At 74.5% G+C, this 17,056-nt stretch carries 14 protein-coding genes and 1 pseudogene; 7 read left to right on the top strand and 8 right to left on the bottom strand.

Annotated elements, in window-relative coordinates; genetic code table 11:
- From ACIGQF_RS35295 to ACIGQF_RS35280, 4 genes are all read right to left on the bottom strand, one after another.
- A complete protein-coding gene (locus ACIGQF_RS35295; RefSeq protein ID WP_399719134.1) occupies positions 1-909 on the bottom strand; it encodes a hypothetical protein in 909 nt (302 codons plus the stop codon).
- Positions 909-2,516: a polysaccharide deacetylase family protein gene (locus ACIGQF_RS35290; RefSeq protein WP_399719131.1), complete on the bottom strand. Its 1,608-nt coding sequence runs from the start codon at positions 2,514-2,516 to the stop codon at positions 909-911. The genes ACIGQF_RS35295 and ACIGQF_RS35290 overlap by 1 nt, the downstream gene beginning before the upstream one ends.
- A 100-nt stretch (positions 2,517-2,616) precedes the next feature.
- The gene (locus tag ACIGQF_RS35285) at positions 2,617-4,074 is read right to left on the bottom strand and encodes a glycosyltransferase (RefSeq protein WP_399719129.1); all 1,458 of its coding nucleotides are present in this window, start codon (positions 4,072-4,074) and stop codon (positions 2,617-2,619) included.
- Positions 4,071-5,462, bottom strand: coding sequence for a nucleotide sugar dehydrogenase (locus ACIGQF_RS35280; RefSeq protein WP_399719402.1), 1,392 nt, complete (start codon positions 5,460-5,462; stop codon positions 4,071-4,073). Before ACIGQF_RS35280 ends, ACIGQF_RS35285 begins: the two co-directional genes overlap by 4 nt.
- Positions 5,463-5,671: 209 nt before the next feature.
- On the opposite strand from ACIGQF_RS35280, the gene ACIGQF_RS35275 reads away from it, so the two are divergent.
- The 7 genes from ACIGQF_RS35275 (at position 5,672) to ACIGQF_RS35245 (ending at position 12,343) form a co-directional block, all read left to right on the top strand.
- Positions 5,672-6,454, top strand: coding sequence for a glucose 1-dehydrogenase (locus tag ACIGQF_RS35275; RefSeq protein ID WP_399719126.1), 783 nt, complete (start codon positions 5,672-5,674; stop codon positions 6,452-6,454).
- Positions 6,455-6,662: 208 nt separating this feature from the next.
- Positions 6,663-7,271, top strand: coding sequence for a helix-turn-helix domain-containing protein (locus tag ACIGQF_RS35270; RefSeq protein WP_399719123.1), 609 nt, complete (start codon positions 6,663-6,665; stop codon positions 7,269-7,271).
- Between the two features lie 126 nt (positions 7,272-7,397).
- Positions 7,398-8,609: an NAD(P)/FAD-dependent oxidoreductase gene (locus ACIGQF_RS35265; protein WP_399719399.1), complete on the top strand. Its 1,212-nt coding sequence runs from the start codon at positions 7,398-7,400 to the stop codon at positions 8,607-8,609.
- Positions 8,606-8,935 carry a (2Fe-2S)-binding protein gene (locus ACIGQF_RS35260; RefSeq protein WP_399719120.1) on the top strand — a complete coding sequence of 110 codons (330 nt, stop codon included), beginning with the start codon at positions 8,606-8,608 and terminating at the stop codon, positions 8,933-8,935. The genes ACIGQF_RS35265 and ACIGQF_RS35260 overlap by 4 nt, the downstream gene beginning before the upstream one ends.
- A complete protein-coding gene (locus tag ACIGQF_RS35255) occupies positions 8,932-10,407 on the top strand; it encodes an FAD-dependent oxidoreductase (protein ID WP_399719117.1) in 1,476 nt (491 codons plus the stop codon). Before ACIGQF_RS35260 ends, ACIGQF_RS35255 begins: the two co-directional genes overlap by 4 nt.
- A complete protein-coding gene (locus ACIGQF_RS35250) occupies positions 10,404-11,345 on the top strand; it encodes a dihydrodipicolinate synthase family protein (protein WP_399719114.1) in 942 nt (313 codons plus the stop codon). The genes ACIGQF_RS35255 and ACIGQF_RS35250 overlap by 4 nt, the downstream gene beginning before the upstream one ends.
- Positions 11,342-12,343: a proline racemase family protein gene (locus ACIGQF_RS35245; protein ID WP_399719111.1), complete on the top strand. Its 1,002-nt coding sequence runs from the start codon at positions 11,342-11,344 to the stop codon at positions 12,341-12,343. Before ACIGQF_RS35250 ends, ACIGQF_RS35245 begins: the two co-directional genes overlap by 4 nt.
- Before the next feature lie 225 nt (positions 12,344-12,568).
- On the opposite strand, the gene ACIGQF_RS35240 is transcribed toward ACIGQF_RS35245, so the two are convergent.
- From ACIGQF_RS35240 to ACIGQF_RS35225, 4 genes and pseudogenes are all read right to left on the bottom strand, one after another.
- Entirely contained in the window at positions 12,569-13,291 is a 723-nt protein-coding gene (locus ACIGQF_RS35240) for a hypothetical protein (RefSeq protein ID WP_399719109.1), read from the bottom strand.
- Positions 13,292-13,741: 450 nt separating this feature from the next.
- Complete coding sequence (locus ACIGQF_RS35235; RefSeq protein ID WP_399719396.1) at positions 13,742-15,214, bottom strand: catalase; 1,473 nt, start codon at positions 15,212-15,214, stop codon at positions 13,742-13,744.
- Positions 15,215-15,419: 205 nt separating this feature from the next.
- Positions 15,420-16,934, bottom strand: a complete 1,515-nt coding sequence (locus ACIGQF_RS35230; protein ID WP_399719107.1) for a thiamine pyrophosphate-binding protein — start codon at positions 16,932-16,934, stop codon at positions 15,420-15,422.
- Between the two features lie 27 nt (positions 16,935-16,961).
- Positions 16,962-17,056, bottom strand: a pseudogene (locus ACIGQF_RS35225) (2-hydroxy-3-oxopropionate reductase); the annotation flags it as partial.

Here is a 17,056-nt window from a genome sequence, read left to right as displayed (position 1 = left end):
TCATTGTGCCGAGAAGTGGGCGAACCGCATCTCGGTGTTGTCGCCGCGCAGGCCGACCCCGCCCGGCGCCACCAGCCGGCCGGGCGCGCGGTCCTCGGCGTCCAGCACGGTGCGCCCGTTCAGGGCCAGCCGGAGCCGGACGGTGTCCTCGGCGACCGTGCGCACGGCCGCCGTGACCTGGTGCCAGCGGCCGTAGGGCAGGGCGTGCCGGCCCTCGGCCAGGGTGGTGTACTCGCCCTCCGTACCGCCCGTGCGCCCCGCTGCCGGGTGCTTCCGCTTGAGGACCACCGCGCCGTCCCGGCGGCGGAAGCTCAGCGCGTACAGCTCTTGCGGGCCGTGGTACCGGAGCCAGAGGTGCCCGCCGTCCCAGTCCACGGCCGGGGTCCGCGCGGTGGTTACGGGGCGGTCGAGCAGCACCCAGCACCGCACGGTGGCGTCCCCGAAGTCCCGGCGCCGGCCGACCAGCCGGAAGACGGCGGAGCCGGTGTGCTCGCGGGAGTCCGGGCCCGGCGCTTCCCCGTCGGGGACGCCGGTCCAGCCGCAGCCCCGGCGCGCGAACAGCGAACCGCTGGTCACCTGCCAGTCGGCGCTGGTGCGGGCGTCGGCGGCGTCCGGACGGCGGTACGCGTACTCATTGGTCACCAGCCCCGCCGGCGGGAAGTCCGGGCGGAACGGACGCGGCCAGGACGGGCAGGCCTCCTGATCCGGCGGCGTGCCGCCGCTGCCCCGCACCGCCGCGGACGCCGTCCCGCCGGCCGGGCTCCGCCGCGCCTCGTACAGGGGCGCGGCCGCGGCCAGCGTGCCGGCGGCTGTGCCGAGTGCCGTGGTCAGCAGCGCCCGCCGGGACAGCGCGGACCTGCGTGTGCCCCGCGCACCGTCCCGGCCGTACGCCTGCGGTCGTCCCGCCATCAGCGGCCTCCGTCCGGCGTCGTGGCGGGCCGCCGGTCCGCCAGGGTGAGGGCCGCGAAGTGCGGCCACGGCGCGCGGGCACCGGTGGTGCAGATGCCGAGGGCGATGCCGCCGGCCGTCCGGGAAGCCGGCGTGCCGGCCGGCGTCCGTACGGCGATCCGGGTGCTGCCGTCCACCCGTACGGCGATCCGGCCCGGGCCGACGAGCACCCGCAGCCGGTGCCGGGACGCGGGCGCCAACTCCCGTACGGCGGCGGTACGCAGGCGGGCCGGGCTGCCGGTCGCGACCCGGACGCGGTCCCGGCTGAGGTAGACCGTCAGCGGGTGCCGGCTGCCCTTCCGCACGGTGAGCACGGTGTGGTTGCCGGTACCGCGCAGCCCCGCCGCCGTGGCCCCCACCGCATAGCCGGTCCAATCGGCGGAGCCGATGCTCCGGTAGTCCGCCGCGAGGCAGCCGCGGCGCGCCGGGAGGGGGCCGTGGCCGGCGAGGGAGCCGGGCCGCACGCCGCCCGCGGTGGCCAGGTCGCCGCGGAGCCGCCACCGGGCCGGGTCCCGGAGGGGACGCGGGACCGCGCCGGGGGCGACCGGCGTCCACTCCGCGATCCCTTCCATCAGCTCCCGGACCCCGGTGCGGGCGGTCACCTCCAGGCGCTGGACACGCCCGGCCGCCGCCGCCCGCGGGCCGGGCGGCAGCGCGCTGCCGGTGGCGTTGGTCAGGGTGACGGCGAACCGCTGCCGCAGGAGGCGCTGCGGCGACGGCTCGCCGGGCCGCAGATTGGAGTCCTCCGCCGTCTCGGAGAACGGGTAGGCGAAGACCGTCGGCCGCGGCAGGCCGTGCCCGGTCATCTCGGCGACCGACCGGTCCAGGTCGCGGACCACCCGCCGCCGGTACTCCGCCGGGGTCTCGCGGCGCCCCGCGCCGGGCAGCCAGAGCCGGTTGGTGAGGGCGGAGCCGCGGTGCCCGGCCGCGTCCACCGTGGCGCGGTGGTGGGAGTCGTGGGTGTGGCCCTGGAAGTCCCAGCGCCCCGACTCCGCCATCCGCCGGATCTCGTCCCAGGAGAGGTAGTAGGAGTGGCGCCGGCCGACCTGCCCGGTGATCAGGAAGGCCGCCGCACGCATCCGGTGCGCTGCCAGGACGCGGTCGGCGTACTGCCACAGGCCCTGCGCACCGTCGTCGAACGTGAGGTACACCGACCGTGCCGGGACCCGCCCGCCGCGCAGGTAGCGGGTGAACTCCGCGCTGGTCAGGGTGGTGTAGCCGGCGTCGGCGAGCGCCGTGAGCTGGGCGTCCAAGGCCTCGGGGGTGACGGTGTACGGGCTGTGGCCGTCCGGCCGGACGTCGTGGTACGCCAGCACCACGGGGCCGCTGGGGCGCGGCTGCCGGGCCAGGGCGGCGGCCGGGCTTCCGGGGTTCTTCCCGGCCTCCGGAGCCGGTTCCGGAGCATGTTCCGGAACCGGCTCCTGCCGGGCGACGGCCTGCCGGTACGCGTGGTACTGCCAGGCCGCACCGAACGGCAGGCACAGCAGGACGGCGGCCAGCAGGGACAGCAGCACCCGGGCGAACGGGCGGGCCGCAGCGCGCTTCCCGGAGCGCGGCGCGGCCGTCACAGCGGCCGTCCCCGGGTGAGGACCAGCAGGTAGACCGCGACGACCGCCGCGGTGACCAGGAGGGCGGCCAGCGCCCGGCCGGCGGTGCGCAACGCGGCTCTCATGCCGTCCCCCTGGACCAGATGCCGCGCCGGACGGTCAGCAGCGAGTACGGCAGCAGCCAGGCCAGCAGCACCGAGGAGACCAGGCTCATCAGCGGGCGGTGGCGCCAGCGGGTGTCCCCGGGGTGGTCCGCCTTGTAGGCCAGCCCCCAGACGCAGCCCTTGAGCAGGACGCCGCACAGGTAGAGGAGGGTCAGGAAGCCGAGGCCGTGCAGGGGCGCCCAGAGCAGGTGCTGGGCGGCCATGACGGGGGCAGCGACCACCCACAGGACGTGCCCGTAGTACAGCGCGGCGGGGCCGGGGCCGCGGCGCCACATGAAGGAACCGGTGAAGAAGAGGTTGCGGATGAAGCTCTTCTTCCACCGGACCTGCTGCCGCAGGAAGGGCCGTACGCGGGCGGGTACGTCGGTCCACACCTGCGCCGAACGGACGTAGCCCACCCGCCACTTGCGTGCGGGGTAGTCGTGCCCGGCGACGAAGGGGGAGTCCCGGTAGGCCTGCTTCAGGGCCTCGCCGCGCCAGAGCTGGCCGAGCACGTAGCCGGTGAGCTGGCGGTCGGTGGCGAAGCGGAAAGGGGCGCCGAGGAACCTGTCCGCCGCCCACGCCGGCAGGTAGTTGTAGACGGCGTCGCGGCGGAAGGCCGCCAACGGGCCGGAGACGCAGGACACCGACCCGAAGGACGCCTCGGCCGCCTTGGCGATCCTGAACTGCCCCTCGTACCAGACATCCTGGGCGCGCGCGAGCAGACTGGTCTCCGCGTTGAGCGCCCGGCAGTGGCCGCTGACCGCGCCCAGTTCCGGGTGCCGGACCAGCGCGTCCACGCAGCGCCGCAGCGCGTCGGGGGCGAGGACGCAGTCGGAGTCGGTGAAGACGAGGACGTCGCCGTCGGCGATCTCGCACGCCCGGACCAGCGCGTGCTTCTTGCCGACGTTCTCCGGCAGCCGCAGGACGGTCACCCCCAGCTCGTCGCGGAGACGTTCCAGTACCTCGGCCGTGCCGTCCTCGGAGTGGTCGTCCACCACGACGATCTGCGTGCGCGGCTGGTCGGAGGCGGCCATGGAGCGTACGCAGTCCTCGATGCGGTGCACCTCGTCCTTGACCGCGAGCAGGAAGCTGACGCGGGGTTCGGCGGGCAGCGGCGGGAACTCCTCGGTCGCCCGCGGGCGCCGGCGCAGCTCGCGGACGGCCGGGTCGTCGTAGCGGGTGTAGGCGAGGTGGAGCATGGTGAGGGTGCCGGTCAGCACGGTGATGCCGTAGAGCGCGGGCAGGCTCGCCTCTTCGGGCAGCCGTACCGCCTGACGGGCGAGGACGAGGAGCACGGGCAGCAGGCAGCAGAGGGTGAGGACCCGGCGCAGGGCGTGCCGGGTGGCGGGGTCCAGCCGGTCCATGAGCGCCGTCGCCCGGCGCGCCGGAGCCCGGCGGCCGCGCCAGGGACCGGCGTTGGTACGCACGCTCATCCGGCCGCTCCGGCCGCCTCGGCCCGCGCCGCCGGCAGGCGATGGGTCGCGTCCAGTACGGTGCTCCCGGCCAGCCAGGCCAGATCCGTGCCGGGGTGCACGGTGTGGACGATCACCAGGTCCCAGTCGCCGCCCGTCGCGGGTTCGACGCTGTGCAGGACCGTGCCGTTCCGCTCCAGGCTCGGCACCAGCGGGTCGGCGTACGCCACCCGGGCGCCGGCGGCGGCGAGCCGGTCCATGATCTCCAGCGCCGGGCTCTCCCGGACATCGGCCACCGCCGCCTTGTAGGTGACGCCGACGAGCAGCACGCGGGCGCCGGCCGCGGGCAGCCCCCGGGCGGCCAACGCTGCCAGGGCCCGCCCGGCCATCTGCGCGGGGCGGCCGGCGATCGCGGTCATGGCGGTGTCCACCAGCGGCGAGGCGGCGCGTCTGCCCCGCAGCTGCCACAGGAGGTAGTGCGGGTCGCACGGGATGCAGTGGCCGCCCACGCCGGGCCCCGGGTAGAAGGGCATGAAGCCGTACGGCTTGGTGGCGGCGGCCTCGATGACGGACAGCGGAGCGAGCCCCAGGTCCAGGCAGTGGTCGGCCAGTTCGTTGGCGAGCGCGATGTTCACGGCCCGGAAGGTGTTCTCCCACAGCTTGCTCATCTCGGCCGCCTCGGGGCTGTCGACCCGGTGCACCGCGGGCGCCGTACGGGCCAGCAGTGCGGCGGCGAGTTCGGTGCTGCGGGGACCGGCCCCGCCGACCACCCGGGGCGTGCGGTCCGGGGTGTGCCCGGTGTCGCCCGGGTCGATCCGCTCCGGCGCGGAGGCGACGAAGACGTCCGTACCGGCCCGCAGCCCCCGTCGGGCGAGCGGCTCGACGAGCAGGTCGCGGGTGGTGCCGACGTAGCTGGTGGAGGTGAGCATCAGCAGCTGGCCGGGCACCGCGTGGGCCACTACGGAGGCGCAGGCGGCCGAGAGGGCACCGAGGTCGGGGACGAGGTGCCGGTCGACCGGGGTCGGTACGCAGATGATCACGGCGTCCGCGCCGCTCACGGCCGCGGGTTCGGCGGTGAGCCGGAATCCGGGTTCGGTGACCGCGGTCCGCAGCGCGTGGCGCTGCTCCGGGAGCAGGTCGGCCTCGCCGGCGCGGATCTGCCGCAGCCGGGGCGCGCTGGTGTCGATGCCGACGACCGCCGTCCCGGCGGCGCGCAGGGCGAGCGCCATCGGCAGGCCCACGTACCCCAGGCCGACCACGGCGACGGTCGCGCAGCGGTGGGCCGGCTGCTGGGCCGGTACGTTCGGGCCGTCGGCGGTCTCCGGTGCGTCGGGAGGGGCGAGGACCGGTGTACGGGCTGCCGCCCGCGTCTCGGGCGCCGGCCGCTGACTACGTGTGTCGTCGTGGATGCTCACACAAGGAACATTTCAGCCCGTCCTGTCATGCGATGAAATTGATGCGGCAACAGCAAGCACATGACCGGCCAAGTTCACCCGGCCGGAGGAGGAGGTCACAGCGGGCGGCGTCCTTCGGGGAAGATCGCGCAACGCTCTTGACCTGTCTACTCGTCATATGGCTGATTGAAAGGCCCCTTGACGAGGTGATGGAGGAAAGCTCTGTGCTCACGCTCGAAGGCAAGACCGCGGTCATCACGGGTGCCGCCCGCGGCCAGGGAGAGGCGGAGGCGCGGCTGTTCGCCCGGCTCGGCGGGCGCGTGGTCCTGGCCGACGTGCTGGACGAGCCCGGGAAGCGGGTCGCCGACGAGATCGGTGAGGCGGCGCGCTACGTCCACCTCGACGTCACCGACGAGGCGGGGTGGCAGACGGTCGTGGCCACCGCGGTCGCGGAGTTCGGCGGCGTGGACGTGCTGATCAACAACGCGGGCGTGCTGCGCTCGATGCCGCTGGCCGACGAGACCATGGAGAACTTCGAGCGCACGCTGCGGATCAACCTCGTCGGCCCGTTCCTCGGCATCAAGGCGGTCCGGGAGGCGATGATCACGGCCGGCGGCGGCTCGATCGTCAACATCTCCTCCGTCGGCGGCCTCACCGGCATCCCCCGCACCGGCGGCTACGGCGCGTCCAAGTGGGGTCTGCGCGGCCTGACGAAGATCGCCGCGCTGGAGCTGGGTGAGTACGGCATCCGGGTCAACTCCGTGCACCCGGGCGTCATCGACACCCCGATGGTGGCCGAGGTGGCGGCGATGCCGAACGGCGGCGCGGCGCCGGGCGTGGCGCTGGGCCGCATCGGCCTGCCGGACGACGTCGCGGGCCTGGTCGCCTTCCTCGCCTCGGACGCCTCCGCCTACCTCACCGGCGCCGAGATCGCCGTGGACGGCGGCTCGTCGGCGGGCCCGGTGCCGCCGGCCGCCCCGCAGGGCGAGGCGGCCGCTGTGGGATAAGTCTCGCCCGCCGTTCCGCCAGGGGCGAAGGGGGCGTGGCACGACAGAACGGGCGCACGGTACCGGCTGGTTCACGGCCGGTTCCGTGCGCCCTTCTTGCTGCCGCCGCAGTCCGTAAACTGTTCGGGAAGACGAACGACACCTCCGGTCGTGGTGTTCGGTCGACGGAACAGGAGCGCGGCCGCATCGCCGCGGAAGGGCGGGCAGGATGAGCGTCCCCGAGGGCTCGATCCGGGACACGCTGGCGGCGAACCTGAAGCACGCCAGGGCGCAGCGCGGCCTCTCGCTCTCCGAACTGTCCCGCCGCTCCGGGATCGGCAAGGCGACGCTGTCACAGCTGGAGTCCGGCACCGGAAACCCCACCATCGAGACGGTTTTCAGCCTCTCGCGCGCACTGGAGGTGCCGATCTCCGGACTGCTGGACACCCGCCCCGCCGACGGCCCGACCGTGGTGCGCGCCGCGGACGTGGAGGTGCTCAGCGGCGACGCGGTGGACCTGCGCCCGCTGCGCCGCTTCGAGCCGGGGGAGGGCGGCTTCGAGGTGTACGACCAGCAGGTGCGCGAGGGGGCGCGGCAGAACTCGCTGGGTCATGTCGGCACCGAGCACACGATCGTGCAGGCCGGCCGGCTCGCCGTGGACGTCGAGGGCGAGCGCATCGAGCTCGGGCCCGGTGACTACATCGGCTTCGACGCCTCGCGGCCGCACGCCTACACCGCGCTCGGCGGCCCCGTCCGCTCGGTACTGCTGCTCCACTACGGAAAGGGCCGGCGCCCGGCGGGCCAGGACGCGCACCCGGCTCTGGGGCCGCACGCCTGAAGGGCGGACACCCATCCCTGACGCCTCGTCAGGCCAATCCCCTACCCGCCCCATTGACCTTCCCCTGAGCCCCTCCTAGCCTCGCATCGTTCGGTAAAGCGAACGAAGGAGCGGCCTATGCAGTCGATGAACGGAACGCGGGTGGTGGTCATCGGCGCCGGCATCGTCGGCGCGGCCTGCGCCCGCGAACTCGCCCTGGCCGGCGGCTTCCGGGTCACGGTCGTGGACCGGGGCGGCGCCGCCGAGGCGACCACCGCACACGGCGAGGGCAACGTCCTCGTCTCCGACAAGGGCCCGGGCCCCGAACTCCGGCTGGCCCAGCTCTCCCGCCGCCTGTGGCCGGAGACGCTGGCCGCCGTCGCCGGCCGCTCGCCCCGCGCCGCCGACGCCGTACGCGCCGTCGAATGGGACCCCAAGGGCGGCATCGTCGTCGCCACCACCGAGGCCGGCGCCGCGGAACTCACCCGCTTCGCCGCCGCCCAGCGCACGGCCGGCGTACGGGCCGACGCGCTGGACGCCGCCGCACTCGCCGCGGCCGAGCCGCACCTCACCCGCGACCACACCGCGGCTCTGCACTACCCCGAGGACGCCCAGGTCCAGCCCGCCGCAGCGGCCGCCGCCCTGCTCGGCGACGCCCTCACGCACGGCGCCACCCTCCGCACCGGCTGCGAGGTGCTCGGCGCCCGCACCCGAGGCGGCCGGCTCACCGCAGTCCGTACCGCCGAAGGCGACCTGCCGGCCGACCTCTTCGTCAACGCGGCAGGCCCCTGGTCCGGGCGGCTCGCCACCCGCCTCGGCGCGCCCGTCGACGTCCGCCCGCGCCGCGGCGACATCCTCGTCACGGCGCCGCTGCCGCCCACCGTCTTCCACAAGGTCTACGACGCCGACTACGTGGGCGCGGTCGGCAGCAGCGCCGAGGACCTGCAGACCTCGGCCGTCGTCGAGGCGACCCGCGGCGGCAGCGTGCTGCTCGGCTCCTCCCGCCGCCGCGCCGGCTTCGACGACCGGCTGCGCCCCGAAGTGCTGTCCGCGATCGCCGCCAAGGCCCTCCGGCTCTTCCCGGGCCTCGCCGACGTGGCCGTGATGCGCGCCTACGGCGGCTTCCGCCCGTACGTCCCCGACCACCTCCCCGTCATCGGCGCCGACCCGAGGCTGCCGGGCCTGTGGCACGCGAGCGGCCACGAGGGCGCCGGCATCGGCCTCTCCCTCGGCACCGCCCGCCTGCTGAGCGACCTGGTGCGCGGCAACGCCCCGGAGATCGACCCGGCCCCCTTCCGGGTGGACCGCCCGGCCGTACTGGGCACCGACGCCACCGCCCCGAGTGAGGAGAGCGCATGAGCCCCCGACTGTTCCGCACTCCTGCCCGCACCCCCGGACAGCGGCCCGAACGCCCGCTGCGGATCACCGTGGACGGCGAACCGGTCACCGGCATCGCGGGCCAGAGCATCGCGGGCGTGCTGCTCGCGGCCGGCCGCACGTCCTGGCGCACCGCGCGCTCGGGCGCCCCGCGCGGCGTGTTCTGCGGCATCGGCGTCTGCTTCGACTGCGTCCTGACCGTCAACGGCGTCCCCGACGTACGGGCCTGCCGCCGCCGCGCCGCGGACGGAGACGTGGTGGCGACACAGACGCGGACCGCACCGGACGGCGGGGAGGACGAGGCATGACGGCCGCACCGCGCACCGACGCCCGCCGCCATGTGGTCGTCGTCGGGGCCGGGCCCGCCGGCCTCGCCGCCGCCGCTTCCGCACTGTCGGCCGGGGCCCGGGTCACCCTCGCCGACGCGGCGGAGCGGCCCGGTGGCCAGTACCACCGCACGCTCGCCGAGGAGTTCGGCGGACCCCACGACACCGGGTCCCGCTTCGACCGCCTCCGCCGCCGCGTCCTCGGCCACCCCCGCTGCACCTGGCTCGCCGAGACCTCCGTCTGGGCACTGGAGCGCCCAGCCCCCGGAGAGCCGGGCCCGCCCCTGGTCCACACCCTGACCGGCCCCGCCGACGGCACCAACAGGCCCCGCCGCGTCCTCGCCCCCGACGCCCTGGTCCTCGCCCCCGGCGCCCACGACCGCGTATTGCCCTTCCCCGGCTGGGACCTGCCCGGGGTGTACACGGCCGGTGCCGCGCAGGCGCTCGTCAAGGGCGAGCGGCTGGTGATCGGCGACACCGTACTGCTCGCGGGCACCGGCCCGTTCCTCCTCCCGGTCGCCGCCACGTTGCTGGCCGCCGGCGCCGGCCTGCGGGCCGTCCTGGAGGCCAACCCGGCAGCGACGGTCGCCCGCGGCTGGACGAACCGCCCTTGGGAGCTCGCATCCCAGCCCACCAAGACAGCTGAACTGGCTCACTACGTAACCCTCCTGATCCAGCACCAGGTCCCGTACAAAACCGCCCGGACGGTGATCGAGGCACGCGGCGAGGGCCATGTCGAAGAGGCCGTCACCGCACGCCTGCGCACCGACTGGTCAGTGGTCCCGGGCACCGAGCGCACCGTCCCCATCGACGCCCTCTGCGTAGGCCACGGCTTCAGCCCGCAGCTGGAACTGCCGCTCGCCGCGGGCTGCGCGCTGCTGCGCACCCCGGCCGGTGAGTTCGTCGCCGTCGACGACGACCAGCTCACCAGCGTTCCCGGCGTCTACGCGGCAGGCGAGACCACCGGCATCGCAGGCGCACCCGCCGCCCGTACCGAAGGCGCACTCGCCGGCTGGCTCGCCGCCGGCGGTGACCCCGCGGCCCCCGCACTGCGCCGGGTACGCCGCAACCGCGACCACGGCCGCGCCTTCGCAGCCCGCTTGGCCGCGGCCCACCCCATCGGCCCCGCCTGGCCCGGCTGGCTGCGCCCAGAAACGGTGATCTGCCGCTGCGAGGGGACGGACTACGGCACGCTCTGCCGCGCCGCCACCGACGCGTCCGGCGCCGCACCCCGCGTCACCAAGCTCGCCACCCGCGCGGGCCTCGGCCCCTGCCAGGCCCGTATCTGCGGCCCCACCGCCGCCGCACTCACCACCCGGCCGCGCGGCACCCCGCCCGCCCACCCGGCGGAGGGCCTGCCACCCGCGTCCCCGCACCGCCGCCCCCTGGCCCAGCCCATCCGCCTCGGCGAACTGGCCGGCACTCCCACCGACCCGAAGGAGAGCACCGCATGAACAGCACCGCCTCCCACCGCCCCGCAGGTCTCGGCGGCGTGGTCGTCGCGACCGCGCTGCCGTACCGCGAGGACCCCGCAGCGCCCGCCGGGCTCGCCGTCGACCTGGACCGCTACGCCGAACACTGCCGCTGGCTACTGGACAACGGGTGCGACGGGATCGGCCCGAACGGCTCGCTGGGGGAGTACTCCTCCCTCACCGAAGCCGAACGCCGAGCGGTCGCCCGGACCGCGGTCGAAGCGGCGAACGGCGACGGCACCGTCATCGTCGGCGTACACGGCGCAGGCAGCCACCAGGCCCGCCACTGGGCCGAGGCGGCCGCCGAGGACGGCGCCGACGGCGTGCTCTGCCTCCCACCCACGATGTACCGCGCCAACCCCGCCGAAGTGATCGCCCACTTCGAGGCGGTGGCCGCCGCAGGCCTCCCCGTCATGGTCTACAACAACCCCTACGACACCAAACTCGACCTCACGCCCGCCCTCCTCCACGAGATCGCCCAAATCAACAACATCGTGGCGGTGAAGGAATTCTCCGGCGACGTCCGCCGCGTACTGCAGATCAAGGAACAGGCCCCCGGCCTGGACGTCATCAGTGGCGCGGACGACGTCGTGCTGGAGAGCCTGCTGATGGGCGCGACCGGCTGGTTCGCCGGCTTCCCGAACGTCTTCCCCGCCGAGTCCGCAAGGCTCTACGCGCTGGCCAGGGCCGGGCGCCTGGAGGAGGCACGCGCACTGTACGAGCCGCTGGTCGCCGCCTTCCGCTGGGACTCCCGTACCGAATTCGTGCAGGCCATCAAGGCGGGCATGGACCAGGTGGGCCGGTACGGCGGCCCCTGCCGCCCACCGCGCGGCCCGCTCGTCCCCGAACACCGCGCCCAGCTCCAGACCGACATGGCCCGAGCCATCACCGCCCTCGAAAAGCTGGGAGCGTCCCGTTGAGATCGATCCGCGCCCTCAGCGCCGTCGACTCCCACACCGAGGGCATGCCCACCCGCGTGGTGACCGGCGGGGTCGCCCCGATCCCCGGCGCCACGATGGCCGACCGCCGCCGGTACGCCGTCGAACACCTGGACGGCCTCCGCCGCTTCCTCGTCGACGAGCCGCGCGGCCACCCCGCGATGAGCGGCGCCCTGCTCCAGCCGCCCACCCGCCCCGACGCCGACTGGGGCGTCCTCTACATCGAGGTCAGCGGCTTCCTGCCGATGTGCGGCCACGGCACGATCGGCGTCGCCACGGTCCTGGTCGAGACCGGCATGGTCCCGGTCACCGAACCGGAGACCACCGTCCGCCTGGACACCCCGGCCGGCCTGGTCGAGGCGCGCGTATCGGTACGCGACGGCACCGCCGAGAAGGTCACCCTCCGAAACGTGGACGCCTTCGCCCTCGAACTCGACGCCAAGGTGGACGTACCCGGCCTCGGCGAGATCCGCTACGACATGGCATACGGCGGCAACTTCTACGCAATCGTCGAACTGGCCGACCTCTCCCTCCCGTTCGACCGATCCCGCAAGCACGACATCCTCTCCGCGGGCCTGGACATCATGGCCGCGATCAATGACCAGAACCGCCCCGCCCACCCCATTGACCCCCTCATCGCAGGCTGCAAACACGTCCAGTTCATCGCACCGGACTCGAACGCCCGGCACTCCCGCAACGCGATGGCCATCCACCCGGGCTGGTTCGACCGCTCCCCCTGCGGCACGGGCACCTCGGCACGCATGGCGCAACTCCACGCCCGAGGCGAACTCCCGCTCCACACCGCCTTCGTGAACGAGTCCTTCATCGGCACCCGCTTCACGGGCCGATTGACCGGCACCACCGAGGTAGGCGGACGACCGGCCGTCATACCGGAGTTCGCAGGCCGCGCTTGGATCACCGCCACAGCGAACTACCTACTGGACCCACGCGACCCCTTCCCCGAGGGCTTCGTCCTCTGAAAGGGGGGGCGCTGCGCGGGCCTTGCCGCTGCGGTTGACATCGCACCGAAGGGGGTGGGGGCGGAGGGGTGGGGTCCTGGACGACTGCCCGTGATTTGTGGCCCAACGGGGGCCGCATGTGCGACGGCGCCGTACGGGCCGTAAATCATGGGTCCAGGACCCCACCCCGCAGCCCCCGCCCCCGGCACCACCACGTGCCCCAGGACCGCGCCCCGGACGCAACCGTCAGGGCCCGCTCCTGATCAGTTCGTCCGCCGCGTCGTTGACCGGTTGCGGTGTGCCGGTGAGGTCCATGACGAACAACGGGAGGTGGAGGGTGTCGGCCCGGGTCCGGGCGTCATTTGCGTAGCCCGCCAGGGAGAAGAACACCGCGAGCGCCGAGTCGTTGAGGCCGTTCAGCCAGACCGTCTCGATCTCGCGGAGCCGGGTGGGGCGGGTGGTCGGATCGACCTGGGCGACCAGTCCGCGCCCCCGCACGTCCACCCCCGAAGAGCTGCGCTCAGGAGCCCGGACGACCTCGGTGAAGCCCAGCCACTTCAGGTACTGGACGGCCGCGGTGACGCAGTCCCGCGCGGTCCGTATCGTCACGGGCCGGAACGCGGGACGCAGCACGGCCGGCGGCGCGGGGGAGCGGTAGCGGTGCGAAGCGCGGCCGGGCGGGGTGGTCTCCGGGGCCGGCGGCCCCGGTGCCGGTATCACCGGGACCCGGGCGACCGTACCGCAGGAGCAAGCCGACTCCGGCGCCGGCCACTCGTCCAGCCGCCCGCACGACTCGCACCGCACCTCGACCCAGGAGCTCTGCCAGGTGCGGTGCTGGATCTCGACGGGCACCCCGCCGCGCAGCACGGGCATGGTCAGCGGTGCCCCGCACGCGCACGGAAAGGTGGGCGGCGTGAAGGCGTTCTCGCGGCGGCACGTAGGGCAGCGCACCGGCACGCTGTCGGCCATGTTCGGCTCCTGGCGGGTTGGTCGGTTCATCACCGCCCATGGTCCCCCGGAATACGTCGTTCGCGCGGCGAAACGCGCGGAGAGCGACACAGGGCCCGGCGCTCCGTGACCGTACGGAGTGCCGGGCCCTGCGGGTGGTGCCCGTCCGGTGACGCGGGTTACAGGCGCGACAGGACACGCGCCACCGGACGGAGTCTGGTGGAGGGGGCCGGAGTGACGATGGCGTGCTCCGCGGTGACGGGGAGAGGACGCGCCCTTCCCTATGAGACGCGTCCGTCCCACCGCACTGGTTACTCCCACGGCACCGCGGAGCCACCGTCGGCCGGCGACCGAGGCCGCCGGCCGGTCCGTACCGTCCGGCCACCCCTCAACGGGCCGGACGGTACGGACGCGCAAGGGTGCTGACCTCCCGTCAGCCCTCACGCAGCCTCGAAGGACGAAGGACCGGTGTCAGTCCTCGCGGAGTTCGCGGACCTTGGCCTCGACGCGCTTGCCGTAGTCCGGGTCCGCCGCGTGGAAGTGCGCGAGGTTCTTCTCGATGACGTCGTCGCGGGAGACCTGTGAGAGGCCGCCGGCGATGTTCGCCACCAGACGCTTCTTCTCGTCCTCCGACATCAGCCGGTACAGCTCGCCGGCCTGGAAGAAGTCGTCGTCCTTGGTGTGCTGCGGGGCCTCGTGGGTGCCGGTGTGCCCGTTGACGGCGAACGGGGAGGACAGCGCCTCGTTCGTCTGCACCGGGCCGTCGTAGCTGTTCGGCTCGTAGTTCTTGGCGCCCCGGCCCTGGGAGTTGGCGGCCATCAGGCCGTCCCGGCCGTAGTTGTTCGCGGTGGTCGCCTTGGGGGCGTTGACCGGCAGCAGGGTGTGGTTGACGCCCAGGCGGTAGCGCTGCGCGTCGGCGTAGGCGAAGAGCCGGCCCTGGAGCATCTTGTCGGGCGACGGGCCGATGCCGGGCACGAAGTTGTTCGGCGAGAACGCGGACTGCTCGACCTCGGCGAAGACGTTGTCGGGGTTGCGGTCCAGTACCATCCGGCCCACGCGCTGCAGCGGGTAGTCCTTGTGCGGCCACACCTTGGTGAGGTCGAACGGGTTGAAGCGGTAGTCCGCCGCCTCGGCCGCCGGCATGACCTGCACGTACAGCGTCCAGGACGGGTACACGCCGCGCTCGATGGACTGGAGCAGGTCGGTCTGGTGCGAGTTGGCGTCCTTGCCGGACAGCTCGGCCGCCTGGTCGGCGTCCAGGCAGCGGATGCCCTGGTTGGTCTTGAAGTGGTACTTGACGAAGAAGGCCTCGCCCTTGGCGTTGGTCCACTGGTAGGTGTGCGAACCGTAGCCGTTCATGTGGCGGTAGGAGGCCGGCACGCCGCGGTCGCCCATCAGCCAGGTGACCTGGTGGGTCGCCTCGGGGGCGTGCGCCCAGAAGTCCCAGACGTTGTCCGGCTCCTGCTTGCCCGTGAAGGGGTCGCGCTTCTGGGAGTGGATGAAGTCGGGGAACTTGATCGGGTCCTTGATGAAGAACACCGGGGTGTTGTTGCCGACGAGGTCGTAGTTGCCCTCTTCGGTGTAGAACTTGACCGCGAAGCCGCGCGGGTCACGGGCGGCGTCCGGGCCGCCGAGGCTGTCGGCGACGGTCGAGAAGCGGATGAACAGCTCGGTCCGCTTGCCGATGGTGTTGAGGAAGTCGGCGCGGGTGAAGCCGGTGACGTCGTCGGTCACCTCGAAGTAGCCGTAGGCGCCGGAGCCGCGGGCGTGGACCACGCGCTCCGGGATGCGCTCCCGGTTGAAGCGGGCGAGCTTCTCGATGAGGTGCTGGTCCTGGAGGACGATCGGGCCACCGACGCCGGCGGTGGCGGAGTTCTGGTTGTCGGCGACGGGGGCGCCCGACTCCGTGGTGAGTGTGCGCGCCGTCAGCGTGGGCTTCGACATGGTGACCTTCCGTACGAAGAGCGCGGAAGCCGACTTCCGCATGTTGGAGCGTATGGAGGGCTCCAACCAAACGTCAACAGTTTGTTGAAAACTTGCTGGGGTCCTTCTACCACCGCACGCAGCGGCCGGAAAAGGGTCCCGGCGGCGGCACCTGGGCGCGACAGGACAGGTGTCGGCGCCGCCGCCGGAAGCTTGTGTGCGAGGCTCACGCCTCGGGTGCGGCCAGGACGGAGACCAGTACCGGGCGCCGCGTGGAGACGGTCTCCTTGCGGGCCCACTCCAATGCCGAGCGCAGGTCCCCCCGGCCGGTGACCCGGCGCCCCGAGCAGCCGTACGCCTGGGCGAGGCGCACCGTGTCCGGGCCGCGCTCGTCACGGTCGAGCAGCAGCTGCACGTACGGCACTCCGTCCTCCGCCGCCCCCGCCATCTCCTCGGCGAACGGCGGCAGTCCGGGCCCCGCGGCGATCCCCACCACCAGTGCGTCCGGCGCCGTGGCGGACAGTGCCGCCCGGGCCCCGAGCGCCGCGGGGATCTCCCACCCCGGCGGTCCGCCGCGGCCGCGCAGCAGCAGCCGGCGCGGCCGGCGGACCGGTAACGCCGCGGCGCCCCACTCCGCGTACACCTCCTCCGTGAGCACGAAGCAGGTGTCGGGGTCCGTGCCGAGGACCGCGTCGATCGCTGCGTGCACCTGCCCGGCGGGTACCGGGCCGCTCCGCGGGCCCGCCGCCCGGACCGCGGCCCCGGCGGGCTCGGCCCACGGGTGGGGCGGCCGCTCCGCGCGCTCCCCGGCGGCGCCGAGCAGCGCTTCCAGGAACAGCCGCGCGTCGGCGACGATGCCGATGCCCGGCGTGCCGTACCCACCGAGCGCCGCGGGGTCGGCGTCCACCTGGACCACCGTCCGCGCCCCCGTGAGGAGGTCGCTGCCGCGGCCGGTGCCGAGCGCGAGGACGCAGTCCGCAGCGGCGAGCGCCCGGCCTCCCGTCCCCGACGGGCACCCGACGCTCCCCACGTGGAGGGCGTGGCCGTCCCCCGCGCAGCCACGGCCGCCGGGAGTGTCGACGAAGGGCACCCGCAGCCGCTCGGCCAACGTGCGCAGCGCGGTGCCGGCCCCTGACTCCGGCACCCCGCCGCCCGCCAGCAGCAGCGGCCGGCGCGCGGCCAGCAGCAGCTCCAGCGCGGCCGTGACCTGCGTGGGCCGGGGCGTGCCGCTCCGTACCGGCAGTGACGCGTCGGTCGCAGGCACGTACGCGATCTCCGTCTCGGCCGTCCCCGGGGACAGCTCCACCAGGACCGGGCCCGGCCGGCCCTCGCGGGCCGTGCGGAACGCCTCGCGCAGCACCCACGGCAGGCGGGCGGCGGAGACGGCCGGCAGCACCTGCTTGGTCACCGGCCGGGCCGGTCCGGCGGCGCCGGGCCCGGCCGCGAGGCAGACCAGCGGGACGCCGTCGGCGTGCGCGGCGTGCAGGCCGGGCGCCAGTCCCGGTCCGGACGCCGCGCCCGCGACGACCACCCCCGGCCGCCCGCTCGCGCGGGCCCAGCCGTCGGCCATGTGCACGGCCGACTGGGGATGACGGGCCGTACGGCGACCGAGGCCCGCCGCCGGGAACGCCGCGTACAGCGGGTCGCCGGGCGCGTCCGGGCAGCCGAAGGCGTGGTCGGCGCCCTCGTCCCGGACGATCCGGGCGGCCACCGCCGCTGCGGTCGTCCTCGGTGTCGGCATCGGTCGCTCCCCCTCTCGGCCCGTCCCTCAGGCCTGGGTGGGGAGGCCGGAGAGGCGTTCGACGCCGCGGAGGAGGGCGGAGTGGTCCAGGCCGCCGTCGCCCTGGGCGCGCAGGGAGGCGA

It is taken from the genome of Streptomyces sp. NPDC053560 (genome assembly GCF_044544605.1).
GTDB lineage: Bacteria > Actinomycetota > Actinomycetes > Streptomycetales > Streptomycetaceae > Streptomyces.
This window is presented reverse-complemented; position numbering and strand designations above follow the sequence as displayed.